This window comes from Janibacter limosus NBRC 16128, from assembly GCF_001570985.1.
GTDB lineage: Bacteria > Actinomycetota > Actinomycetes > Actinomycetales > Dermatophilaceae > Janibacter > Janibacter limosus.
The window spans coordinates 1-23,174 of sequence record NZ_BCSS01000042.1; the positions used below are offsets into that span (position 1 = coordinate 1).

The following is a 23,174-nucleotide window of genomic DNA, read 5'->3' on the forward strand; positions in this document are numbered from 1 at the left end:
ACTCCAGAACGGCATTGTCTGCTCCAGTGCGGGGAAGGCCCTGCCGGGCGTGAGCTCGAGCTGCCACGGCCGATCATCGCTCATGTCCTCGCCGCTGGCCTCGCGGCTCTTCTGGTCGAGATCGAAGAGGCGCTGTCGCTGCACCACACCCTGAGTGAAGACCGACATGGTCTGATAGGCCGCGGCCGCAATCCTGTCCTCGAAGCCAGCGTCTAGGAGCAGGGCCACCTCATGGTCGATCCGCTCGAAGAACAGGCTTCCGGGGTCGCGGGCACCAGCCCGGAAAGCGAGCAGGTCGCAGATGACCGGATTCTCCCAGAAGATCTCCTTCATTCTGCGGAAGTAGGAGAGTAGGTGTTCATCCCAAGGCTCGTCCTCAAGGCCCGCAAGTTGCGCCAGGTAGCTGTGCGCAGCCTCCACCCTCATCGCTTCGATGAGGGCGTCCTTGGAACGGAAATACCAGTAGAGGCTGGTAACTCCCACGCCTAGGTGCTTGGCCAGCTTCGGCATGCTCACGTCGCCCACGGTCCGCTGCTCGGCCAGGTCGAATGCGCCCGAGAGGATGGCCTCGGCACTCAGGTATCCGCGAGGGCGTCGTGTGGCAGGAGCGTTCGACAAGGTCAGGGCACTCTTTCGTCTCTTCCGTATGGTCGCACTTACGGTACCTGTCGTCCGAGAGGTTGTGCTCAGGCGCGGACGTGTGCCTGGGCAAACTCGGAGACGAGCACGCGCCGCAAGATCTTGCCGGTTTGGGTCTCTGGAAGTTCAGGGAGGAAGGCGACGAAGTCGGGGGTCTTCGAGCTGCGTAGGCGCACACGCACGAAGTCGCGCAGCTCCTCGCTGTCGAGTTCCATGCCGGCCTTGAGCACGACGAAGGCCGCGATGCGATGACCCCACTCTTCGTCCGGGATGCCGGCGACGGCGCACTCGAGGACACTCGGGTGGTCGACGATAACGTCCTCGATCTCAGCGGGGGCGATGTTCTCGCCACCTCTGATGATCGTGTCGTCAGCACGGCCTTCGACGAAGATGAACCCCTCATCATCCATGTGACCGCGGTCCTTGGTCGGGAACCAGCCGCTCTTGTCGAGTCGCGAGCCACCCTCGAGGTACTCGCCGGCGACCTGCGGACCGCGCACCATGATGTATCCGGTCGTGCCGGATGGCACGAGGGAGCCGAGCTCGTCGTGGATCTCGATCTCCACCCCCGGCAGGGCCCGACCGACGGATCCGAGCCGTGCCTGAACAGCGGGGTCCTGGCTGGCCAGTGCCGCGCGATGGTCCTCGGGTCCGAGAACCGCGATCGTGGAAGAGGTCTCGGTGAGTCCGTAGGCGTTGACGAAGCCGGTCTCGGGGAAAAGCCGCAGCGCGTCCCGGACGACGCCTGCGGTGATCTTGGCGCCACCGTAGGAGATGGCCCGCAGCGTTCCGGGCACCGTCTCGCCGCTGTCCGAGAGCTCTCGGACGATGCGGGACAGCATCGTCGGGACCACCATGGCGTTGGTGACCTCTTCCTCGATCACCGTGTCGAGCCACTGCCTCGGCGTGAACTGGTCGAGGTAGACGATGCGGCGGCCGGCGTAGAGGTTTGACAGCAGGTTGGCCACCGCGGCGATGTGGTAGGGCGGCACGCTGACGATGGTCGCCGCGTCGTCCTCCGCGGATGCGTACTCGACGGAGCCGAGGATGTAGGACGTCAGGTGCGAGTGCCGGAGCACGGCACTCTTCGGCGCCGCAGTGGTGCCGCTGGTCATCAGGAGGACGGCGATCTCGTCCGCGTCTCCCGCGACGATGTCCAGACCCTCCTGCCCTGCGGTCGTCTGTGCCAGGAAGTCGGCAAGTGAAATCCGTGAAGTGGCGGGGGCGATGCGGGAGGCGCGGTCGAGGTCGTCCGTGATCAACAGGGACGAGTCCTGACGCGCGATGATCTCGCTCAGCTGCTCGTCGCTGAGCCGATAGTTCAACGGGAGGAAGGGGGTGTGGGCCACTGCTGCCGAGAAGAGTGCGACCGGGAAGGCTGGGCCGTTGCCCCCGAGGTAGACGACGGTCGAGGCGCCAGCATCGCTGACGATCGAGCCGCCGACCGCGGCCATCTGGCGTAGTCGTGATCCGGTGATCCCTCCAGTGCGACGTCCAATGAGAGTGCGGTCGCCCATCCCGGACGAAACCATCTCGAGCAGTGTCAGCAGATCCATGTCGGAATTCCTTGGCTCAGTCGGAGGCGGGGAGGGGCTTGGCGGACTTGAGGGAGAGCTCCTCGCCGGCAAACGTCATTGGCCCGACGCCCGGCTTGACGCACAGCACCTCGAGACCCGACTCGGGGTGGACGTAGCGCTTGCCCATCTGCAGGGGGACGCCTTCGGCGGGGTCCTGCCCCGCCGCAATATCGGTTGTCATCGGGGCTCCGGCGGCGTGGAGCTCCCCTCCGGTGTCGGGGGCCTTCACGACGACGACTTCCAAGGCGGAAGCGGGTGTCCGCAGGTGGTTGCCGGTGCTGATGGTCATGTCGGCTCTCCTTTGAGCTCAGCGGCGCGCTCGAGGATACGAGCGTTGGACGAAGGATATACGGTAAGTGTTTCGATAGGAAGCGTACAGCCTATTTGTATAACTTAATGAGATTATAGTAGCAGTCGTCGGCGGCCCCGGAAAGGACGAACCCCAAGGGTTGATCGCGCTGGGAGGATGAGGTGTATGGAGCCCAAGTCGAAAGATCACATGTCGGTGCTGAGTGCCCTACCTCCCTTGGATGGGCAGGGGAGGGTCCAGCAGCCGATCGTGGTGGTGGACCTGGATGTGTCGGAGGCCGTGGCAGAGGCAGTCAAGGCCTCAGCTGGGTCTCGTGCCGGGGTGGGACCCGCTGGCACAGGACGGCTCCTCGTGGGTGTGGCCACCCGCCCGTTGAGCCCGCAGGCGAACATGCTCGCTGAGGTCCTCGACGTCACCTACGTCCGCAAGGCGGAAGGAGCGTCACGCGCGATGGTGGAGGTCCCAGACCCCCGGGGTGCTCTCGACCGCCTGGCTGAGCAGGCGACCCGCACGCCCGTCGCGGCTCTGACCCTGACCCAGCTGCTCCGTGCCACGGAGGATCTCGTCGGCCAGAGCGCCCTCATGGTCGAGTCCTTCGCCTACTCCATGTTGCTCGCCGGGTCCGAGTACAAGGCCTGGTTGGGGTCGCAGGCAAGGCGCCGCCCGTCCGTCCCGACCGACGGACCGTTGGTGCAGGTGGATCGCGCCGGTGGCCGTCTCGAGGTCATGCTCAACCACGCCCGACGGCGAAACGCCTACAGCGCCCGTCTCCGGGACGAGCTCCACGATGCGCTGCGGGTGGCGTTGCTCGACCCGTCGATCGAGTCCCTGGTGCTCTGCGGAGCCGGCCCCTCGTTCAGCGCAGGGGGGGATCTCGACGAGTTCGGCACGATCCACGATCCGGCCGTGGCGCACATCATCCGCTCGACTGCCGGCGTGGCCACCTCGCTCGAGACCCTTCGACCTCGACTCGAGGTCCGTGTCCAGGGTCCGTCCGTGGGTGCAGGTGTCGAGATGGCCGCTTTCGGCGGGCGGGTGGTGGCCCGACCGGACGCCACGTTCAGGCTGCCGGAGGTGCTCATGGGTTTGCTGCCCGGCGCCGGCGGCACGGTGAGCATCGCTCGTCGGATCGGTCGGTGGCGACTTCTCCACCTGTGCTTGTCGGGGGAGCAGATCGACGCCCGGCGGGCTCTCGACTGGGGTCTGGTGGACGAGGTGGAGGGATGAGCGGTGGGTGTGCCTGCGGTCCGCAGGCGATGGCAGCCGCGTGCGGGGTCATGGCGCTCACCGGGAGGGCCGATGGGCCTCCACTCAGCGTGCCTCCTGGGGTGGTGACGGCGGCCGCGGCCCATGCGAGGGACATCGCGCGCCTCACCGGCGGAGAGGTCGACCTCGACGGACCTGCGCTGCTTGGCGAGCGCGCAGCGTTGGAGGGGCTGGGCCGTCGCGCGCCGTGGAGCCCTGGAGGCAGGGCGCGGGCCCTGCGGGCGTTGGACGGATGGGTGGCAGTTTCCTTGGTCCGCCCCACGGACATTGAGGCTGTGCCCGCGGTGGTCGCAGACCGGAGGTCGGACGCCTCAGGCGATCCTTGGCGACAGCTCTCGCAGTGGGCCGTGTCGAAACCGCTCGCCGATGTCGTGGATCGAGCGACCCTCCTCGAGGTGCCCGCGGCCGCCATTCCCATGCGTGCAGGCACCATCGTCAGACCTCCCGTCGTCCGGGTGCCGATGGCCACGACAGGCGCCTCGCCGCCGGGGGCTGGTGTCCGCCGCCCGCTGGTGGTCGACCTGTCCGCGCTCTGGGCCGGTCCCCTGTGTGCGCACGTGCTCGGACTGGCTGGACATCGCGTGGTCAAAGTCGAGTCGGCGGACCGTCTCGACGCATCCCGCTGGGGCAACCCCCAACTCTACGCAGCGTTGCACGCCGGTCATGAGTCCGTCGTGCTCGACTTCACCACGGACACGGGTCGGGCCCGGTTGAAGTCTCTGATCCGTGCCGCAGACGTTGTGATCGAGGCGTCCCGGCCACGGGCGTTGCGAGACCTCGGCATCGATCCCAGGCGCGACCTCGGTCCGAATGCCACCTGGGTCGCGATCACCGCGCATGGCCGCGACGGGGAGTCGGGCATGCGGGTCGGCTTCGGAGACGATGTCGCCGCCGGGGCCGGGGCTTGGGTGGTGGATCCCGGGACCCACGAGCCGGTGCCCACCGGGGATGCGATCGCGGACCCGCTCACCGGGCTCGCGGCGGCCGTCGCCGTGCTCGAGAGCCGGGATCGCCAGGGGCGTGAGCTGCTCGACGTCGCGATGTCTGCGGTCGTCGGGTCGGCAGTCGGAGCGGACGTCACCCCGCTCGCGACGGCTGCCACGAGGCGCGATGGTCGGTGGCTCTTCAGCGAGGGTGGCTGCGACCACGAGGTGGCTTTGCCGCGAGGGCGAGCGGTCCAAGGTGTGGTGCCGAGTCCCGGCGTCGACACGCACCGGGTCATGAGAGAGGTGGAGGGCGGATGAGCCAGCCGCTGTTGTTCCGTAACGTCGAGGTCGACGGCGGTCCTGTCGACGTCCGCGTCGAGCGCGGACTGGTCAGCCGGATCTGCGACTCGGGCCGTGGGGACGTCGAGGCGGCCCAGGTGATCGACGGTGTCGGGGGAGCCCTGCTGCCCGGCCTCGTGGACCACCACGTGCACCTCCTGGCCACTGCAGCGGCACGGGCCTCCGTGGACGTCTCAGGGCCTAGCGGGCTGGCCGACCTGTCAGACCTTGCCGGTGAGGGGTGGGTGCGGGCAGTGGGAGCCCGGCACGAGCTGACCAAGGACGACTTGGACGCGGTCTCCAGGGATCGGCCGATTCGCGTGCAGCACCGAAGCGGCGCCCTGTGGACCCTGAACTCTGCCGGGCTGGACGCCGTATCCCGCAGCGGGGGACCGCGTTCACTCACGCGGAGGCAGAAGGAGACCGGCCAGCTGTGGCGCGCTGATGACCAGCTGCGGACCCTGCTGCCGTCCTCTGGCCTTCCGGACCTGGTGTCGTTGGGACGCGATCTTCTGACGCGGGGTGTGACGGCCGTGTCGGACGCGACGCCCGCCTTGGACGCGGCTGCGCGGACCGTCTTGGGGGATGCGCTGCCGCAGCGGATCATGTCGATGGGTGACGCAGGCGATGGCCCTCGCAAGGTCGTGGTTGCCGATCACGAATTGCCTCCGCTGAACACGCTGGTGTCCACCTTCGTCGACGTGCACCGGGCGGGGAGGGCCGTCGCGCTTCATTGCGTCACGCGTGAGTCCCTGGTGCTTGCCGTTGTGGCCTTGCGCGAAGCCGGCTCCCACCCCGGGGACCGGATCGAGCACGCCGCCGTGTGCGATGACGACGTTGCTGCCCTCATGGCCGATCTGGGCGTCGTCGTCGTGACCCAGCCCTCGCTCGTCCGCCAGCGCGGCGACGACTACCTCGCCGACTGCGCCCCGCAAGATCGTCCGTGGCTCTGGCGCCACGCCGGACTTCTCGCCGCGGGTGTCCCTGTCGCCCTGAGCAGCGACGCCCCCTACGGGGACGTGGATCCTTGGCGTGCCATCGCGACAGCGGTGGATCGCACGACGATCTCCGGGGCAGTCCTCGGTGCCGATGAGGGGGTCTCCCCCCTTCGCGCCCTGAATGCGATGCTCACCCCGCCGGACGACCCTGGCGGTCGACCTCGGACCATTCGCGAGGGGGTCGCCGCCGACCTCTGCTTGTTGGCGAGGCCACTCGCTCACATGCTGGCGGACCCTGCATCGACCATGGTCGCGGCCACCGTCATCGGGGGGGAGGTGCTGTTTCGTCGACCGGGATGGGCGTGCGCATCAGACCCTCCTGGGTGACGCTGGCGACCATCGCCCCTGACTGGTCGTAGATGCGGCCTTGGGTGAGAGCCCGTCCGGCGCCTGCCGACGGTGAGCTCTGGTCGTAGAGCAGCCACTCGTCGGCGCGGAACGGTCGGAGGAACCACAGTGCGTGATCGAGAGAGGCGCCCTCGATCGGTTGGCCGTGGTGGGGGATGAACGCGGCCGAGAGCAGGGTCATGTCGCTCATGTACGTCAGGGCGCACACGTGGAAGAGCGGGTCGTCCGGGAGGGGGCCGATGTTGCGGAACCACACCTGCTGCCGAGTCGCCTGGTCCGTCGTCGAAACCGTCAGCGCAGGCGGGACGAGCCGTAGCTGCCAGTCCGGCCACTCCACGGCGAGGACCGACGCGAAGTCCTCGTCACGCCCCCAACTGAGGTCGAGCTCCTCAGGGCCGGGGACGCGCGGCATCTCGTCCTGGTGCTCGGGACCCGCCTGGGCGATGTGGAAGGAGGCCGACATCGTGAAGATCGCCCGCCCCTCCTGGAATCCGGTGACCCGGCGGATGCAGAAGGAGCGTCCGTCGCGCACCTCGTCGACGTGGAAGACGATGGGGAGGCGGGGCCGTCCGGGACGCAGGAAATATCCGTGAAGTGAGTGCACGGCGTAGGCCGGGTCGACGGTGTCGACGGCGGCAACCATCGCTTGGCCGGCGACGAGCCCGCCGAAGGTGCGCTGCATGCGGGTCTCGGGAGTACTTCCGAGATATCTCCCGGGCCCCGTACCCCTGACGCTGAGTGCCTCGGCGAGGGTTGCCATTGGATCTCCGATCTCGTCTATACATACAAATGAGTTACATATATGATGAGAGTATCCGTCCGCCGAGGCGGGACGCAAGGAGATGTAATGGACCAGGTGGATGTACGTGACGCGCACCGGTCACCGATGCCCCTTGCGCGACTCGAGCCGACACCGTCCGGGTCGGTGCGTCGGACAACCACCATGGAGGCCCACGCCGCCGGCGATTGGCAGAACGGACAGGTCGTGACGGCCCGGGGCCGTGACCTGGCCGTCGACGCCAGAGGTGTCTCTCGAGCACTCGGGTCGGAGGCTCTGACCTGCCGCGTCGACGGGTCCGGTGTGCTGCGCGCGGCCAGCGATCGCACCGTCGACCCGCTCCCGCAGTGGTTGCTGGACGTGCCAGCGCGGCGCGGTCTCCGCCGGCGGATCGCTGTGAGGCATCCAGATCGCCTGCGTCGGGCCGAGCTGGATCTCTGCCTGCTCGACGACCTGCCCGGCATCCAGATCATCTCCGGGTATGCACAGCTGCACGAGGTCCTCGCCACGGCAGACTCTGTTCCGTTGGGCCGCCCTCTGGTGGGCACGTGCGCCGGATTTGCGATCGGTGGACGTGCAGCCACCAACAGCGCTGACCTGCCTGACATGCTCTCTGGCCGTCCGGCTGCGCCTGCCGGAACCTTCCCTGATGACGAACGTGTCTGGCATCGTGAGCCACCAGCGACGCCCGGTGGGATCCAGCGGAGGCGATTGCTGCAGGTGGAGCCGACGAAGGACGGGCGAGTCGCCGTGCTCGCATGGTTTCGCGACACCTTCACCGCACGTGACGGCTCCCAGACGATCGTGCATGAGTATGCCGTCGACTCCACGGTGGCTCGCAGGACGGAAGGACTAGTCGTCGAACGCCTGCATGCGCGACCACGGGTGCTGCCGTTGCCAGACTGCCACGATGCCGTCGCGCATGTCGTCCGACTGCGCGACACGGCCTTGGACGACGTCGACGCGAGCGTCCGGAGCGAGCTCTCCGGGTCCGCAGGATGCACCCACCTCAACGACCTGCTGCGGGCGCTGCGTGCGGTGCCCCTGCTGATCGACCGTTTACCGCTGGTGGACCCCGTCCCCGGCACCCTGACGATGAAGGAGAGCACACCGTGAACGTGACCGATGAGCTGCGAGAGTTCCTGGACAAGCATTTGCCACCATTCCGCGAGGTGTGGGGCGAGCGCCCTTCCTACGAGGGGCGATTGGTGTGGCAAGGCATCCTCCAGCGAGGCCGCTGGGTGGCTCCCCAGTGGTCGAAGGAGAACGGCGGACGAGGACTCGACGTCGTCGAGGCACTCGCGTGCAGCGAGGTGCTGGCCGACTACCAAGCGCCTGCGACCGCCGGGATCTTCGGGGTCGCCAATGTCGGCCCGACGATCGCGCAGTGGGGGACCGACGAGCAGAAGCAGAGCCTGATCCCGATCCTCGAGGGCACCGAGCTGTGGTGTCAGGGCTTCAGCGAGCCGAGCACGGGCTCGGACCTTGCCGGGCTGCGTACGCGTGCCGTGCTCGACGGGGATGAGTTCGTCATCAACGGCCAGAAGATCTGGACCTCCGATGCGCACCGGGCGCACCAGATCCAGCTCCTCGTCCGCACTGACCCGGAGGCACCGAAGCACAAGGGCATCTCCGCGCTCCTCGTCCCGCTCGAGACTCCTGGGATCGAGATCCGCCCGATCCAGCAGATCAACGGCGACGCCGAGTTCTGCGAGGTCTTCTTCACCGACGTCCGGGTGCCGCGCAGCGCGCTCCTCGGTCCGATGAACCAAGGCTGGATGGTCACCATGACCACGCTGGGTCACGAGCGTAGCGGTGTCGTGACGCACGCGTCCGCAGTCGTGCGAGAGATCGAGTCGATGGTCGACTCCTTCAGTTTCGCAAAGGCGGGCCACGAGCTGTCCCCTCATCTGCAGGACGAGCTCATCGAGCGCTATGTCGAGGGCCGCGTCGTGGGCATCCTCGGTGAGCGTTCGCTCGAGTCCATCAAGGCGACGGGGCAGCCCGGCTCCGAGCAGTCGATCATCAAACTTGAGTGGAGCCTCTTCACGCAGCGCCTGTCGAGCACGCGGCTGGCCCTCGGGGGCGCCGATGCGGTCATCGGGGCCGACGAGCAGTCGAACATGTCCTATCTGCAGGCACGGTCGGCCACGATCGCGGGCGGGACCACTGAGGTCATGAAGAACATCCTGGCCCAACGCGTCCTCGGCCTCCCGGCCTGAGCGCAGACGACAAGAAGGAGAACCACCATGGAACACGATCTTTCACCCGAGGCAAACGAGCTGCGGGACATGGTCCGCACCTTCCTCGAGCGCAAGGCGCCCGAGTCTGCAGTGCGGACGACCATCGAGGCCGGCCACGGCCGAGATGAGGACGTCTGGACGCAGATGGCTGGGCAGCTGGGACTGCAGGGCCTGCTCGTCCCTGAAGACCTCGGCGGGCAGGGAACGACCCCCGTCGAGATGGGCGTCGTCCTCGAGGAGATCGGTCGGGCGCTCCTGCCGAGCCCGTTCGTCTCCAGCTCGGTCATCGCAGTTTCCGCGCTCATCGGTGCCGACGACACGGACGCGTCGGGGGATCTGCTTCGTGGCCTCGCCGACGGGTCACGCATTGCCACAGTCGCCTTCAGCTCCGGCCTCCTTGGCAGGGACAAGGAATCCACCGTGGCGGCGTCCGAGCCGGAGGGAGGCTGGCAGCTGTCGGGTGAGGTGGCCGCCGTCCTCGACGCCGGAGCCGCCGACACGATCCTCGTCTTCGCCCCCACCCTCGAGGGGACTGGGCTCTTCGCAGTGGAGGCCGCAGCGACGGAACGGACGCCCCTGACCTTGCTCGATCTGACGCGTCAGGCCTCGTCGGTGCGGCTTGTCGACGTGCCGGCCACCCGCATCGGCGGCGAAGCTGGTGACGTCGAGGCCCGAGTGCTCGCAACTGCGGCGGCCGCACTGTGCGCGGAGTCCGCGGGCGCCGCCCAGCGCGTGCTGGAGATGGCCGTCGAGCATGCCAAGGTGCGCGAGCAGTTCGGGAAGCCGATCGGTGCCTTCCAGGCCGTCAAGCACCTGTGCGCGGACATCTTCACCGTGGCGGAGTCCGCCACGGCCGTGGCCCGACACGCTGCACGTTCCCTGGCCGACCAGGATGCCACCCTCGGGTCCGTCCAGCTCGAGACGAGCCTGGCGAAGGCGTACGTCAGTGAGCACGGCGCCGATGCCGCGGAGAAGAACATCCAGGTCCACGGTGGTATCGGCTACACGTGGGAGCACCCTGCGCACCTCTACCTGCGCAAGCTGAAGTCCAATGAGTTGCTCTTCGGTGATGCCGTCGCCCACCGGGCTCAGATGGCCCGCGTACTCGGTCTCAAGGCACCTGCGGCTCCGCACGACGTGGTCGATGTGCGCGGCGAAAATGCGACGGTCTGATCGTGGAGGCCGTGGATGCCGCGCTCTTGCTCGTGCGCGTCGTGGTTGGTGTGACGATGATCTTGCACGGTGTGAACCACTGGATCGGTGGCGGGAAGATCGCCGGCACCGCCGGTTGGTTCGAAGGCCTTGGCCTGCGCCACGGGGTGCTGCAGGCCTGGGCCAGCGTGGTCACCGAGATCGGTGCCGGCGTGCTGCTGGTCCTCGGGCTGTTCACCCCCTTGGCCTGCGCCGCCGTGGTGAGCGTCATGCTGGTGGCCGCATTCCTCGCTCATCGCAAGAACGGGTTCTTCGTGATGCGCGACGGCTATGAGTACGTCCTCTTGCTCGCCGCCGTGTGTGTAGCCCTGGGCATCCTGGGACCAGGCTTGCTCTCCGTGGACAGCGCCTTCGACATCGAGGTGGCTGGCTGGCCAGGCGGTGCGATCTCCCTTGGTGTCGGTGTCGTCGCGACGGTCGCGCTGCTGGCCGCCACGTGGCGGCCGACCTCCGGGCGTGCTCGACCCTAGGTGCACAATTCGGTGGTCCTGACGCGGACCGCCGGATCCCTGCCTCAGATGGTGCTCCCGCGATGTGCGGGCGCGCCATCTGGTGTCTCCGGGGTTGAGCAATCACAAGCCATCGTGTTTAGACCACTGATCCGTCTGACGGTACGGCGCAGAAGTATCCGTGTACCGCTCCCGCACTACACGGCGCTTGTGCGCATTGAGTGCCGTTTCAAGGGCGGCGAGGTACGCACGATCGGCACCTCGACCTTCCCGCCCATTCCAGCGGTACGGCATGGGCACGATGGTTTGCAGTCCGCTCAAGGGCGGCTGACTCACCGGCAAGTGCCCGGTCAGCAGGCGGCCGGCGGGGATTACGCTTCGAGCGACTGAGTCGAGGTTCGTGGACCTTGGAGTCCGATCGGTCCAGGACGGAAGTTTGCTCGGAGGAACAGCTGGCCAGTCAACTCGGGACGTGGCCTCAGCGGTGACGTGCTCCGTGCCATCGATGCGGTCGTGCCCGAGCGAGATGATCGACCACATGGGCGACCCGCAGGCGGCCGCGCGCCACGCGGGCCTTCGCCGATGCGGCATCTAGAGCAGCCGGGGGCGGGTCAACGCTTGGGCGCTCGGACGGCGCCTTCTTGTGCCGTCGATACCACGAGTCGCCCTGACATGTCGTAGACAGCTCCCCGGGTGAGGGCGCGGCCACCGTGGGCGATGGGACTGTCCGTCTCGTGGAGCAGCCAGGCATCTCCACGAAAGGGACGGTGGAACCACATCGAGTGGTCGAGGCTTGCCAACGAGACCTCGCCGCTGGGGCCGGGGGTGAGGTCGTGCGGCACGAGGGCCGTCGTGAGCAATGACAGGTCAGACGCATAGGCCACAGCACAGGCATTCAGCGCAGGATCGTCGCCAAGGTCGCCGTCCGTCCGAAGCCACATCTGACGAGTGGGGACGGCCCCATCGACCGAGGCCCGCTGTGCCTCGACCGGCCGGATCTCCATGGGATGACGAAAACCGGGCCACTGCTGCAGCAGCGGGACGTCGTCGGGAGTCGGCACAAATGACATCCCACCGTGGGACGGCAGTCTCCGAGGGGGCTCGTGCTCGACGAAGGACTGCTCCACGACGTGGAACGAGGCCACGAGCCGGAGGATGTCTCGTCCGTGCTGACTGCTGCGCACCTCGCGCGTGACATAGGACCGTCCGTCACGAACATCCTCTACGTGGAAGTCGACAGGAGTGCGGGCATCACCCTTGACGAGGAAGTACGCATGCATGGAGTGCGGCACGAAGGCCGGGTCGACGGTCAGCGTCGCGGCGCGAAGCGCCTGCGCCAGGGCCTGCCCGCCGAAGATCTGCAGCTTGTCGTCGTCGGGCTGGCGCCCACGGAAGTGGCCCGGGCCGACACGCTCGTGCTCGAGGAGCGGTAGAAGCGTGCTTTGGCCCCTCGGGACGCTGCCCGGAGCAGGTGTTGGCGCCGTCCAGGAGGCCACCCTCAGTGAGGTGTTGCGTCGACGAGCGTCTTGCGGCGGTGCAGGCGGTTGACCTGCTCCTCGATGAGGAACATCTGGTTCATCCAGAACGCGGCCGCCTCCTCGCCCTTGCCGGCGTCGACGAGCTTCATCACCTTGGACACGGCCTTGAGGGAGTCGGCCTCGTTGCTCGTCGCGTCGATCGAGTCCTGCAGCTCGCGCGCGACGACCTCGTTGAGGGTTCCGTAGACCAGGGCGAGCGGTCGGTTGCCGGCGTACTCGAAGAGCTTGGTGAAGAACTCGAGCCAGATCTGCGGTCGGTGGTCCTTCTCCTTCTCCTGCAGGGGCCCCAGGATGTCGCGCAGCTGTTGGGTGAGCACGGCGCGGTCCTTCTGCTGTGCCAGAAGGCGCAGCGCGAGGGGCTCGATGAGTGCGCGGGCCTGGAAGACCTCGCTGAGCATGACGCCGTCGAACTGCATGAGCAGTGCCAGATAGCGGGCGGCGACACTGACGTCGGGTCGCAGTGCCAAGGCTCCGCCCCGGGATCCGCGGCGGACCTCGATCAGCTGCTCCGACTCCAGGATGCGGAAGGCCTCACGGAGCGACGGACGGGATACGCCGAAGTTGGCCATGAGGTCCGACTCGCTGGGCAGGGCCTGCCCCTCAGCGATGTCACCACTGACGATCTGGGAACGGATCGCCTGGGCAACCACCTCGGCCGTCTTGGGCACGCGCACCCGCGCAAGGCCCGTCGTTGTCCCCATGGGATCGTCCTCTCCTCGTCGTCCGACCGCGTGACCGAACTATCCGGGTCAATCTACGTCATGGTTGGCCGGATTGCTGTGAGGGCGAGGTCCGCGGCGAGCTCCGACACGTTGCGCGCACAGACTATCCTGAAAAGAGGTGGATGATTGATACAATATGCGTGACTGTCAGAACAACGGATGAGGGACCACGATGTTCATCGAAGGCACTTGGCGTGCGGCGACCGACGGCGCCGAGTTCACCTCGACCAACCCAGCCACGGGCGAGGTCCTCGGGTCCGTGCCCGACGGGGGGCCGGTGGATGCGTCTCGAGCGGTGGAAGCCGCTCACGCAGCATTTCGCGACTGGGCGGCCAAGACCGCCTACGAGCGCGCGGCTGTCCTGCAGAGTGCCCACGTGCTGATGCTCGAGCGTCGTGAAGACCTGGCCCAGCTCATGACCAGGGAGCAGGGCAAGCCGCTGCGCATGGCACGTACCGAGGTGACGTACGCGGCCGACTTCCTGCAGTGGTTTGCGGAGGAGGCCAAGCGTGTCTACGGCGAGACGATCCCGTCCGCTCGCGCCAACCATCGTTTCCTCGCGCTGAAGCAGCCCATCGGCGTGGCGCTGGCCATCACCCCGTGGAACTACCCGATCTCGATGCTCACCCGCAAGATCGGTCCTGCGCTCGCGGCGGGCTGCACGATCGTGGTCAAGCCGGCGGAGCAGACGCCGCTGTGTGCCATCGAGACCGTGAAGATCCTCGAGGAGGCAGGAGTGCCACCGGGCGTGGTCAACCTCGTCACCTCATCCGACCCTGTGGCGGTGGGGGACACCCTCGTCAGCCACCCCTTGGTGCGCAAGATCAGCTTCACCGGGTCGACCGAGGTGGGCAGGCTCATCGCTGCCCGGGCCGGCGAAAGGCTCGTCCGGGTGTCCATGGAGCTCGGGGGCCACGCTCCCTTCGTCGTGCTACCAGACGCTGACCCCGTGCACGCCGCGAAGGGCGCCGCGGCCCTGAAGTCGCTCAACTCCGGCCAGGCGTGCATCTGCGAGAACCGAGTCCTCGTCCACGAGTCGGTGGCGGAGGAGTTCACCCAAGTCCTCGTCCAGCGGATGGCACGGATGGCGGCCGGGGACGGCCGCACAGACGGCGTCACGATCGGCCCCCTGATCGACCAGGCAGCGATCGACAAGATGCAACGTCAGGTCGATGATGCCGTGGCGAAGGGGGCGACCGTCGCCACGGGTGGTCAACGCCTCGCGGGGGAGGGTTACGACGACGGCTTCTTCTGGGCACCCACCGTCCTGACGGGGGTCACGCCCGAGATGCTCATCTACCGCGAGGAGACCTTCGGCCCGATGGTCCCCGTCATCACGTACGGGGACGACGACGACGTCGTCGCCATGGCCAACGACACGGACTACGGGCTCGCTGCCTACGTCTACACCAAGGACCTCGCCCTCGCCGTGCGGACGGCGGAGGGGCTGGACTTCGGAATGGTGGGCATCAACGACATCAATCCCACGTCGGCTGCAGTGCCCTTCGGTGGTGTCAAGCAGAGCGGCCTCGGTCGGGAGGGCGCCCGGGAGGGCATCCTCGAGTACCTCGACACCAAGGTGATCGGACTGTCGATGTGATCGGAACGGGCCGCTGGGCAGGGGGTGATCGGACGTGAGACTGGGCATCGTCTCTGACCTCCATGGCAATGTCCGTGGGCTCGATGAGGCACTGCGCCGCATGGACAGCGTCGACGGCTTGCTGTGCCTCGGTGATGTCGTCAGCGAGACGATGTGGTCTGACGCGGTCGTGGCGCGCGGGACGGCTGATCGGGAGCTGGTCGAGTGGCTGCGTGCGCAGCCGGAGCGCCGACAGCTCGAGGTCTGCGGCAAGACACTCTTGATGGTCCACTCCACACCGTGGACCTATGACTACGTCTACCCGGGTTCTCCCGAGATGCAGCGCTTCGCCGAGGTCGAGGCCGACTTCGTGCTGGGTGGGCACACCCATACCCCCTTCGTCGGGCGCATCGGCCGGGCGCTCGTCATCAACCCGGGATCGGCCGGGCAGCGCCGACAGGTCACGTCCGTCGGGCCACTCCTCAGCTTCGCGGTGCTCGATGCCGCGACCGAGCAGGTCGAGCTCCTCGACTACCCGACCCCGCTCCCAGGCTAGGAACGCGATGCGGCGCCTCCACGGTGTCGCACCATCGACGAAGGAGAGCATGTTGAGCACCAGGCCCGAGGACACCCTCGACGAGGACTACGACGAGTTCGCCTTCCTGGAGGACGTGGCCGCCGAGTGGAGCATCCCGTGGCGTGACCGACCTGCCGTGGAGCGTCGCACTGCCGAGATCGCCAACGGGCAGAAGGTCAGCTACCTCGCGTGGGGTGATGGAGAGCCGGAGCTGGTCTTCCTGCATGGCGGGGGTCAGAACGCCCACACGTGGGACGCGGTGAATCTCGGTCTGGGACGGCCGGCGATCGCCGTCGATCTGCCCGGTCATGGCCACTCCGACTGGCGTGCGGACAAGGACTACACGCCATGGGTCAATGCCGAGACGTTGGGCGAGATCCTGCCCGAGATCGCCCCCGACGCCGCGGCGGTGGTCGGGATGTCGCTGGGTGGCGCGACCACGATCGCGTTGGCGGCCAGCCGTCCGGACCTGGCGCGCACGGCGGTCATCGTCGATGTCACGCCCCAGGTGAACGACCCGAACCGCACGATGTCACTGATGGACCGGGGCACAGTGGCCCTCATCGGGGGTGCGCCGAGTTATGACAGCTTCGAGGCCATGGCGGAGGCAGCGGTGGCGCTCAGTCCGTATCGCCCGGCGGACTCCGTCCGGCGCGGCGTGAGGCACAACGCGATGAAGACGCAGGAGGGGGCGTGGGCCTGGCGTTACGACCTCTTCGGCGGACCGCGCCCTTCCAACGACTTCATCCGGCTGTGGCCGGAGGTCGACCGCATCCAGCAGCCGGCGATGCTCGTTCTGGGGGGCCTGTCGAAGTACGTGCTGCCCCAGGACGTCGAAGAGATGGTGCGTCGCAAGCCTGACCTGCAGGTCGAGTCCGTCGACGGAGCAGGGCACGCCGTGCAAAGCGACCAGCCGTTGGAACTGATCCGGCTCATCGAGGACTTCGCGTTCGGACATCCGAGCCTCGACAACGCGTCAAGAGCACCACACTCGTGAAGGATCGGCTGCACCTAGGCTGCGATGAATGGACCTGGGGATGAAGGAGCTCGTGATGCCCGCTCACGCAATGGCCGACGGGATCGTGCGGGAAGCCGATGTCCTGCTCGCCGATGGAGGCGTCGTCCATCTGCGGCCGGTGCAGGTCAGCGACGAGGTTCTGATCCGCGGCATGTTCGCCCGCCTGTCGCCGGAGACGCTCCGCCTTCGCTACTTCGGTTCGGTCCGTCGCCAGCTGGAAAGGGACCTCACGAAGATCCTTGCCCCGGACCAACGTCAAAGGGTCGTCCTTCTGGCCGTGCTGGGTGGCGAGGTTCTCGGACTCGGGTACTTCACCAGGTCCGTAGACGATCCAGCCTCTGCGGAGGTCGCCTTCCTCATCGAAGATGCCCACCAGAAGCGGGGAATTGGGTCCATCATCCTCGAGCACCTCGCCGAGGCCGGACGAGAGTCCGGGTTGGCGCGCTTCACCGCGGAGGTTCTGCCCGACAACCTGACAATGATCTCGGTCTTCCGTGAGGTGGGGTTCGAGGTGCGGGCCAGGAGCGAGGACGGCGCCATCCTCGTCACGCTTGACATCGCCCCGACGTCTCGGTCACTCGAGGTGATGCGAGCACGTGAGCACACTGCTGAGGCTCGGTCGGTGGCGCGGCTCCTGGCCCCCGGACGAGTCGCTGTGATCGGTGCGAGTCGCACCCCGGGGACCCTCGGGCACGAGGTCTTCCGCCACCTGCTTGCCGCGCCGTTCCAGGGACCCGTCTACCCGGTGAACACCTCGGCAGGCCATGTGGCGGGCGTACGCGCCTACCCGAGCATCGCGGACGTCCCTGACGATGTCGATGTGGCGTTCGTCGTGGTACCGGCACAGGATGTTCCCGAGCTCATCCCTGCGTGTGCGGAACGGGGTGTCCACGCGCTGGTCATCATCTCGACCTTCGTAGGGTCCCCTGAGGGCTTTCAGGACTTCGTAGTCGCGCGGGCTCGTGCACACGGAATGCGCGTGGTCGGCCCGGAGTGCATGGGGGTGCTCAACACGGATCCAAGGGTTCGTTTCAACGGTTCGCTCATCCCGGGGCTGCCGAGGGCCGGGCGGGTGGGGTTCTTCTCCCAGAGCGGCTCGCTCGGGGTGGACGTCCTCGCTCGCGCCCTGGGTCGAGGCATCGGCGTGTCCACGCTCGTCTCCGCCGGCGACCGAGCCGATGTGTCCGGCAACAGCCTCCTCCAGTACTGGTTGGATGACGATGACACTGATGTGGTTCTCCTCTACCTTGAGACCTTCGGAAACCCGCAGAAGTTCGCGCGGCTGGCCAAAGCAGTGTCCCGGCGAAAGCCAGTGGTCGCGGTGCAGGCGGTGGCCCCGGAGAACAGAGTGCGGGCCCAGGCCATGTTTGCCCAGTCCGGGATCATCCGCGTGGACTCCCTCGGCGAGCTGCTGGACGTCGCGAGCCTGCTGAGCCACGGGAAACTCCCGGCAGGCAACCGTGTGGCGATCATCGACAACATCACCTCGTTGGGACGCATCGCCGAGGCCGCATGCCCGATCCATGGCCTCACGGTCGCTCACGGTCAGGCGGTGCATCTCGGGGCCACAGCCACGCTCGACGTGCTGGTCGATGCATTGAAGGTGGCGCTCGCCGACGACGAGGTCGACGCTGTTGTCACCGCCTTCGTCCGGCCGCTCGGCGACCCGGCTGTGGCCCGCGAGTTCGTCGAGCGGTTGGCGGCGGCCAGCGACAAGCCGGTGCTGATCACCACTCCCCAGCAGCTCGATGCCCAGGTGCCCACGTACACAGCGCCGGAGGAAGCCATCCGGGCACTGGCACATGCCGTGCGCTACGTCGCGTGGCGCGCCCTCCCGGCCGGTAAGGTGCCGTTCTTCGACAACATCGACGTCAGTGCCGCGCGTGGGATCATCGACCACTTGGCCGCCACCGAAGGCTCAAGCGTGACGAGCGCAGCCGGCCGCGGGATCCTTGGCGCCTACGGCCTCGAGCTCGACGACTCTGGCACGGCCGCGGGTGTCGACGTCTCAGTCTCGGTGACCAACGATCCCGACTTCGGTCGGGTGATCTCCCTCGGCATCGCAGGGATCGCCAGCGACCTCTTCGGCGACGTCAGCTGGCGCGCACTTCCGATGACAGACCTGGACGCCCAGCGGATGATCAACGACCTGCGGTCGGTGGAGCTGCTCAGAGGACGAACGGGGGGTGTGGTCGTCGAACTCTCGTCGCTCGTCGACGTCCTCATGCGCATCGCCAGGATCGGTACCGACCACGGTCGTCTCGCAGAGCTGCATCTCATGCTGCACTGTCGCAGCGAGGCGACTGTCGTCGGCTCAGTCCGCGGTCGTGTCGGCGACGACTCGATCTTCGACGACGTGGGCCCTCGCCGGCTGGTGTAGCCACGCAGAGGACGCTTTGCGTGTCGACATGATCGGGGCCGTACGAACCGTCCCTCCTCCAAGGACCCGGCATGACTCGACGCTGCGCAACGCCGAGACCATGCGGACGTAGCCGTGGATGCAGCTCTCGTCTCATCGGGACTAAGAAATCAATCATTGACCTAATTGTCCCAAACTGGCTACGCTGCTCTGGTGTTCCCGCGAGCGGAACCACGAACAAAGGAGTTCACGTGACCACGACATCGCGACGTCCGTCCCGGACAGGTCGGTTCCTCATCGGCGCAGCCATGCTCATGCCGCTGGCAGCTGCTTGTGCACCACCTGGGGCCGATGATGGAGGCGCAGGCGGGGGCGCCCAAGGCCCGGGTGTTGAGTACGGGGCAGACGACAAGGCGTATGCCGAGGCCTTGAAGGACATGGATCCCGTCACGCTGGACGTCGGCGGCTTGACCACTGGTCCGAAGGATCCGTCGTCGAAGGCGGTCAAGGATTGGGCAGACCGGGTCGAAGAGCGATCGGGGGGCAAGTTCACCTTCAGACTGGACTACAGCGGCGCCAAGGTTCCGCTCGATGACATGGCAGCGGCACTCAAGCAGGGTCGCGTGGATATTGGGATGTACATCCCGGCCTACCAGCCCGAGTCCTTCCCCGTGGCCAACGGGGTCGGGTCGCTTGCCCTCGCAGGCCAGGGCACGCCGGTCTCCGGCCGGATGGCGACATTTGCCACGGTGGGGGAGATCGGACTCAACACCCCTGAAGTGCTCGCTGAGGCCGAAAAGCAGGGGATTCACCCCCTGATGCCGCTTTATGTGCCGGCCCACGACACGAAACTGATGTGTGCCGGGGAGGGGCCATACGTGAGCAAGACCCAACTGAATGGGACGACTGCGCGCATCTCAGCAGCTCATCAGGGAGGAGTCCTCAAGACCATCGGGGCCAGCCCCGTGTCGATGACCTTCCCAGAGCTCTTCCAGGGGCTGCAGCGTGGAGCCGTCGACTGTGCGGTGAACTCGGTGTCATCGTTCACCAGTGGCGGCTTCGACCAGTTGATCAAGAGCATGTCGGTCGGGAGCGAGCCAGGCGCTGACTTCGGGGAGACGCCGTCGAGCTACGGCATCAGCAAGAAGACGTGGGAATCACTTCCTCTCGCCGGGCAACAGCTCATCTACGACTCGATGGTTGACCTTGCGGAGCTGCAGCTGGCGTCGGGCTGGGCGAGCCAGGCTGAGGCCGCCACCAACATGCGCAAGCGCGACGTCAAGGTCACCGAGTACGACGCGGATGTGACGAAGGCCTTCTTGGACTTCAGGAAGTCCTTTGCGGCAGGAGTGACGAAGGACCTGGAGAAGGCTGGCGTCAAGGACGCCAACACGATCTCCGGGCAGTTCGACACCCTCGGCGAGGAATGGTGGAGCGAGATCACCGGACCGCTCGGTTACTCAAAGGACTACACGTGGGCGGACCTCGACACGCAGGTGGCCAAGGAAAAGCCCGAGGCACGTCCGCTCGTCGAGGCGTTCTACGACAAGGCCATGAAGCAGCACCGCCCCGAGTAGGTGCTCGCCACTGCTGGTGCACACGGTGTGTCGGGTTCCCACCCATGGGTGGGAATGCCCTCCACTCGTCGCCCCCTGCCCGACCCGGGCGCAGATTCGTTCAATGGACTTCGGACAACGGTGTCAAGGAGATTCTCGTGAGATCAGCTGGATCAGTTTCTACCCGGAGCAGGGGGCTGCCATGTCAGTCGTGAACACGTGGTTCCGGCTCGTCGTCGGCAAGTTGTTCGCGTTCATCGTCGGCGCGCTCGTCCTCGTCCTGATGTTGCACGTCGTCATCAACGCACTCATGCGGTCCTTCGCCAACCAGCCCATCGAGGGGACTCTCGAGTACGTCGGCAACTGGTACCTCCCGACGATCATCCTTCTGGGCCTCGTCATCGCCCAGCAGCGCAAGGAGCACATCGAGGCTCCGCTCGTCTTCGACCGGATGCCGCGCACGATGCAGCGCGAGGTCCAGGTCATCGTCAACGTGACGGCGATCCTCTTCGTGCTCTTCATGGCGTACTACGCATACGTCGAGGCGTACCAGTCGATGACCATCCGCGAGACGGCGGGCGTATCGGGAGTCCCGATTTGGTTCATGAAGTTCGCTGCGCCGATCGGGTTCCTCCTCTACGGGGTGCAGCTCCTTCTCGACACGGTCGACTTCGTGCGAGGCAAGGTCTCGCCCGATGAGGAGCCCTCCTTCTTGGACTCCCAGCTGGACGAGATGGCAGAAGAGCTCAACGAGGAGATCCAGGACTTCACGGCACCCACGGACAAAGACCACAAGACGGAGGTCCCACGATGACAACGACACGTGAAGCCCCCACGTTGGTTGAAGACCCAGCGTTGGGGCCCGGTGTGAAGTCGCAGCGCTCCTGGCTGTGGCGACTGGTCATGTATGGCCTCGTCCTGCTCGCGCTGTTCATCATCTTCGGGTCTGCATCCAACATGGGCGTGGGTGGCGGTGTCATCATGCTCATGCTCGTGCTCCTGGCTCTCAAGATGCCCATCGCCCTCACGATGCTGCTGCCGTCGACCCTAGGCCTGGTCGTCATGTACGGATTCGAGACCGCTGCGGAGCTCGTCGGTCACACGGCGTACGCAGAGGCCGCATCATGGTCCTTGAGCGTGGTCCCGATGTTCATCTTCATGGGTCTGATGTTGTGGCGATCGGGGATGACGACGGAGCTGTTCGCGGCCATGACGATTCTGTTCAACCGTGTCCCAGCCTCGCTGGCAGTCGGCACCAACATGGCGGGTGGTGGCTTGGCGGCTGTCTCGGGATCCACCGTCGGCGTGACCTACGCGCTCGCCCGGATCGGTATCCCCGAGATGCTCAAGGCGGGATATGACAAGCGGATGGCGACGTCCTCTGTACTCATGGCGGGTCTGGCGGGTCAACTCATCCCGCCGAGCATCCTCTTGGTCATCTACGCAGGGCTGGCGTCGGTGCCGGTGGGGCCCCAATTGCTGGCCGGTGTGGTTCCAGGGATATTTCTTGTCCTGACCCAGTGCGTCGCTCTCATCGCCATGGCCGTGGTCTGGCCGCGCCTGGTGGGTGGTCGCGACCATGCGATTTCACGTCAGCGGGAGGTCGCCACGATCCCTGCGCGCGAGAAGCTCCAGGCGATCATCCGGGTCTGGCCGGTACCTGTTATCACCCTGATCGTCCTCGGTGGCATGTTCACCGGGACACTCACCGAGACGGAAGCCGGCGCAGCCGGCGCGCTCGCCGCACTGTTGCTCACCGTGGTGCGGCAGGGGCGCAAGGCCTTCGGGATGATCAAGGTTGCAGTCGTAGAGGCGGCGACCGCCACAGCAACCGTGCTCTTCCTCTTGATGGGTGCGGCCGTCATCTCTCTCGTCATGAGTGACACTGGGCTTGCCGACGCCTTGTCCACGTGGATCCTGGACAGTGGCTTCTCACGGGTCCAGTTCCTCCTCATCATCTTGGTGGCTTACCTGTTGCTGGGCATGATCGGCGAGACACTGGTCGCGATGATGCTTACTGTCCCGATCCTGCTGCCTCTCTTCGAGACTCTAGGCATCGACGCACTGTGGTTCGGTGTCTTCGCCGTCCTCTGCGTCGAGCTTGGGATGGTGCTGCCTCCTGTGGGCATCTTGGTCTATGTGGTCCACGGGATCGCCCAAGACCCTGAGGTCAACATGGGGCAGAAGATCACCCTCAAGGATGCCTTCACCGGCGTGGGTTGGCTGCTGCCCATCAGCCTCTTCGTCATCGCGGTGTTGATCGCCTTCCCTGAGATGGCGACGTGGCTACCCAACCGGGGCTCACTCGAGTAGCGCCCCTTCGTCAGAGCGACCTCTGGCATCGTCGTGCCCCAGACGGGAACATCGTCTGGGGCACGACGTCGTCCATGTCGGTGTCCCTCGGGGATCCGGCTAGCCCGATACCGATAGCCGGACGCATGCCGAAGAAGCAGGGCCCGGGAGTCCCGAGACGCGACTCAGCTGGGCTGCTGAGTGGAGTCGGTGCGTGGGTGGTCAAGGCATGCTGACATCGACGAAATGTGACGAGCAGGTTACGAGGTGTGGCCGAGCAAGTGTTGTCCGCGGCGAAGGCCGGGCTCGCCGAGGGGACGCGCCCGCTTGGACCCCATCCGGGCAGCAGTGGACCGTCGCCCACGACACCGGCCTCCCGCCGGTACGTGATCCGCCTCAGGGGCACCACCATCACCGACTGGACCTTCACCCCCCGGCACCCTGGCGT

Annotated in this window: 20 protein-coding genes; 14 read left to right on the forward strand and 6 right to left on the reverse strand. The window is 66.7% G+C overall.

What is annotated here, in order from left to right; all coding sequences use genetic code 11:
• From JLI01S_RS13660 to JLI01S_RS13670, 3 genes are all read right to left on the reverse strand, one after another.
• The coding region (locus JLI01S_RS13660; protein WP_281177467.1) for a TetR/AcrR family transcriptional regulator at nt 1–618 on the reverse strand (618 nt) is incomplete at its 3' end.
• Between the two features lie 68 nt (nt 619–686).
• Nucleotides 687–2,195, reverse strand: coding sequence for a class I adenylate-forming enzyme family protein (locus tag JLI01S_RS13665; RefSeq protein WP_068265568.1), 1,509 nt, complete (start codon nt 2,193–2,195; stop codon nt 687–689).
• Nucleotides 2,196–2,211: 16 nt separating this feature from the next.
• Entirely contained in the window at nt 2,212–2,505 is a 294-nt protein-coding gene (locus JLI01S_RS13670) for a hypothetical protein (RefSeq protein ID WP_068265571.1), read from the reverse strand.
• A 372-nt stretch (nt 2,506–2,877) separates the two neighbouring features.
• Between JLI01S_RS13670 and JLI01S_RS13675 the strand changes: the two genes are divergently transcribed.
• The 3 genes from JLI01S_RS13675 (at nt 2,878) to JLI01S_RS13685 (ending at nt 6,382) form a co-directional block, all read left to right on the forward strand.
• The gene (locus JLI01S_RS13675; RefSeq protein WP_218005518.1) at nt 2,878–3,753 is read left to right on the forward strand and encodes an enoyl-CoA hydratase/isomerase family protein; all 876 of its coding nucleotides are present in this window, start codon (nt 2,878–2,880) and stop codon (nt 3,751–3,753) included.
• A gap of 500 nt (nt 3,754–4,253) precedes the next feature.
• On the forward strand, nt 4,254–5,036 hold the full coding sequence (locus JLI01S_RS13680) for a CoA transferase (RefSeq protein WP_245634636.1): 783 nt from the start codon (nt 4,254–4,256) through the stop codon (nt 5,034–5,036).
• Nucleotides 5,033–6,382 carry an amidohydrolase family protein gene (locus tag JLI01S_RS13685; RefSeq protein WP_068265574.1) on the forward strand — a complete coding sequence of 450 codons (1,350 nt, stop codon included), beginning with the start codon at nt 5,033–5,035 and terminating at the stop codon, nt 6,380–6,382. Before JLI01S_RS13680 ends, JLI01S_RS13685 begins: the two co-directional genes overlap by 4 nt.
• Here the strand turns inward: JLI01S_RS13685 and JLI01S_RS13690 are convergent.
• Complete coding sequence (locus JLI01S_RS13690; RefSeq protein ID WP_218005520.1) at nt 6,318–7,085, reverse strand: acyl-CoA thioesterase; 768 nt, start codon at nt 7,083–7,085, stop codon at nt 6,318–6,320. The genes JLI01S_RS13685 and JLI01S_RS13690 overlap by 65 nt on opposite strands.
• A 165-nt stretch (nt 7,086–7,250) precedes the next feature.
• Between JLI01S_RS13690 and JLI01S_RS13695 the strand changes: the two genes are divergently transcribed.
• From JLI01S_RS13695 to JLI01S_RS13710, 4 genes are read left to right on the forward strand one after another with little or no spacing between them, the layout of a single operon-like run.
• Nucleotides 7,251–8,297 carry a DUF2889 domain-containing protein gene (locus JLI01S_RS13695; RefSeq protein WP_068265578.1) on the forward strand — a complete coding sequence of 349 codons (1,047 nt, stop codon included), beginning with the start codon at nt 7,251–7,253 and terminating at the stop codon, nt 8,295–8,297.
• Nucleotides 8,294–9,403 (forward strand): acyl-CoA dehydrogenase family protein, encoded by a 1,110-nt coding sequence (locus JLI01S_RS13700; protein WP_068265579.1) that lies wholly within the window; start codon nt 8,294–8,296, stop codon nt 9,401–9,403. The genes JLI01S_RS13695 and JLI01S_RS13700 overlap by 4 nt, the downstream gene beginning before the upstream one ends.
• Before the next feature lie 27 nt (nt 9,404–9,430).
• Nucleotides 9,431–10,597, forward strand: a complete 1,167-nt coding sequence (locus JLI01S_RS13705; protein ID WP_068265581.1) for an acyl-CoA dehydrogenase family protein — start codon at nt 9,431–9,433, stop codon at nt 10,595–10,597.
• Between the two features lie 11 nt (nt 10,598–10,608).
• The gene (locus tag JLI01S_RS13710; RefSeq protein ID WP_245634633.1) at nt 10,609–11,106 is read left to right on the forward strand and encodes a DoxX family protein; all 498 of its coding nucleotides are present in this window, start codon (nt 10,609–10,611) and stop codon (nt 11,104–11,106) included.
• A gap of 590 nt (nt 11,107–11,696) precedes the next feature.
• Here the strand turns inward: JLI01S_RS13710 and JLI01S_RS17750 are convergent.
• Nucleotides 11,697–12,581 (reverse strand): acyl-CoA thioesterase, encoded by an 885-nt coding sequence (locus JLI01S_RS17750; RefSeq protein WP_068265584.1) that lies wholly within the window; start codon nt 12,579–12,581, stop codon nt 11,697–11,699.
• Nucleotides 12,582–12,583: 2 nt separating this feature from the next.
• The gene (locus tag JLI01S_RS13720) at nt 12,584–13,324 is read right to left on the reverse strand and encodes a FadR/GntR family transcriptional regulator (protein ID WP_084349441.1); all 741 of its coding nucleotides are present in this window, start codon (nt 13,322–13,324) and stop codon (nt 12,584–12,586) included.
• A 193-nt stretch (nt 13,325–13,517) separates the two neighbouring features.
• Between JLI01S_RS13720 and JLI01S_RS13725 the strand changes: the two genes are divergently transcribed.
• The 7 genes from JLI01S_RS13725 to JLI01S_RS13755 all read left to right on the forward strand — a co-directional run bounded on the left by JLI01S_RS13725 (nt 13,518) and on the right by JLI01S_RS13755 (nt 22,747).
• Nucleotides 13,518–14,945: an NAD-dependent succinate-semialdehyde dehydrogenase gene (locus JLI01S_RS13725; protein WP_068265587.1), complete on the forward strand. Its 1,428-nt coding sequence runs from the start codon at nt 13,518–13,520 to the stop codon at nt 14,943–14,945.
• A gap of 34 nt (nt 14,946–14,979) precedes the next feature.
• On the forward strand, nt 14,980–15,480 hold the full coding sequence (locus JLI01S_RS13730) for a metallophosphoesterase family protein (protein ID WP_068265589.1): 501 nt from the start codon (nt 14,980–14,982) through the stop codon (nt 15,478–15,480).
• A gap of 49 nt (nt 15,481–15,529) precedes the next feature.
• Nucleotides 15,530–16,498, forward strand: coding sequence for an alpha/beta fold hydrolase (locus tag JLI01S_RS13735; protein ID WP_174521327.1), 969 nt, complete (start codon nt 15,530–15,532; stop codon nt 16,496–16,498).
• Nucleotides 16,499–16,553: 55 nt separating this feature from the next.
• Nucleotides 16,554–18,899 carry a GNAT family N-acetyltransferase gene (locus tag JLI01S_RS13740; protein ID WP_169797336.1) on the forward strand — a complete coding sequence of 782 codons (2,346 nt, stop codon included), beginning with the start codon at nt 16,554–16,556 and terminating at the stop codon, nt 18,897–18,899.
• A gap of 230 nt (nt 18,900–19,129) precedes the next feature.
• Nucleotides 19,130–20,455 (forward strand): type 2 periplasmic-binding domain-containing protein, encoded by a 1,326-nt coding sequence (locus JLI01S_RS13745; RefSeq protein ID WP_169797337.1) that lies wholly within the window; start codon nt 19,130–19,132, stop codon nt 20,453–20,455.
• Nucleotides 20,456–20,636: 181 nt separating this feature from the next.
• Nucleotides 20,637–21,248 (forward strand): TRAP transporter small permease, encoded by a 612-nt coding sequence (locus tag JLI01S_RS13750; protein WP_169797338.1) that lies wholly within the window; start codon nt 20,637–20,639, stop codon nt 21,246–21,248.
• A 173-nt stretch (nt 21,249–21,421) separates the two neighbouring features.
• Nucleotides 21,422–22,747, forward strand: coding sequence for a TRAP transporter large permease (locus tag JLI01S_RS13755; protein WP_281177468.1), 1,326 nt, complete (start codon nt 21,422–21,424; stop codon nt 22,745–22,747).
• The last annotated feature ends 427 nt before the right edge of the window (nt 22,748–23,174 follow it).

Bases quoted from the DNA above. Each gene is read 5' to 3' on its own strand.
- JLI01S_RS13735 (WP_174521327.1), top strand. From the start codon at position 15,530: ATGTTGAGCACCAGGCCCGAGGACACCCTCGACGAGGACTACGACGAG.
- JLI01S_RS13695 (WP_068265578.1), top strand. From the start codon at position 7,251: ATGGACCAGGTGGATGTACGTGACGCGCACCGGTCACCGATGCCCCTT.
- JLI01S_RS13740 (WP_169797336.1), top strand. From the start codon at position 16,554: ATGCCCGCTCACGCAATGGCCGACGGGATCGTGCGGGAAGCCGATGTC.
- JLI01S_RS13705 (WP_068265581.1), top strand. From the start codon at position 9,431: ATGGAACACGATCTTTCACCCGAGGCAAACGAGCTGCGGGACATGGTC.
- JLI01S_RS13665 (WP_068265568.1), bottom strand. From the start codon at position 2,195: ATGGATCTGCTGACACTGCTCGAGATGGTTTCGTCCGGGATGGGCGAC.
- JLI01S_RS13685 (WP_068265574.1), top strand. From the start codon at position 5,033: ATGAGCCAGCCGCTGTTGTTCCGTAACGTCGAGGTCGACGGCGGTCCT.
- JLI01S_RS13750 (WP_169797338.1), top strand. From the start codon at position 20,637: ATGTCAGTCGTGAACACGTGGTTCCGGCTCGTCGTCGGCAAGTTGTTC.
- JLI01S_RS13720 (WP_084349441.1), bottom strand. From the start codon at position 13,324: ATGGGGACAACGACGGGCCTTGCGCGGGTGCGCGTGCCCAAGACGGCC.
- JLI01S_RS13690 (WP_218005520.1), bottom strand. From the start codon at position 7,085: ATGCAGCGCACCTTCGGCGGGCTCGTCGCCGGCCAAGCGATGGTTGCC.
- JLI01S_RS13725 (WP_068265587.1), top strand. From the start codon at position 13,518: ATGTTCATCGAAGGCACTTGGCGTGCGGCGACCGACGGCGCCGAGTTC.
- JLI01S_RS13755 (WP_281177468.1), top strand. From the start codon at position 21,422: ATGCTCGTGCTCCTGGCTCTCAAGATGCCCATCGCCCTCACGATGCTG.
- JLI01S_RS13670 (WP_068265571.1), bottom strand. From the start codon at position 2,505: ATGACCATCAGCACCGGCAACCACCTGCGGACACCCGCTTCCGCCTTG.
- JLI01S_RS13680 (WP_245634636.1), top strand. From the start codon at position 4,254: ATGGCCACGACAGGCGCCTCGCCGCCGGGGGCTGGTGTCCGCCGCCCG.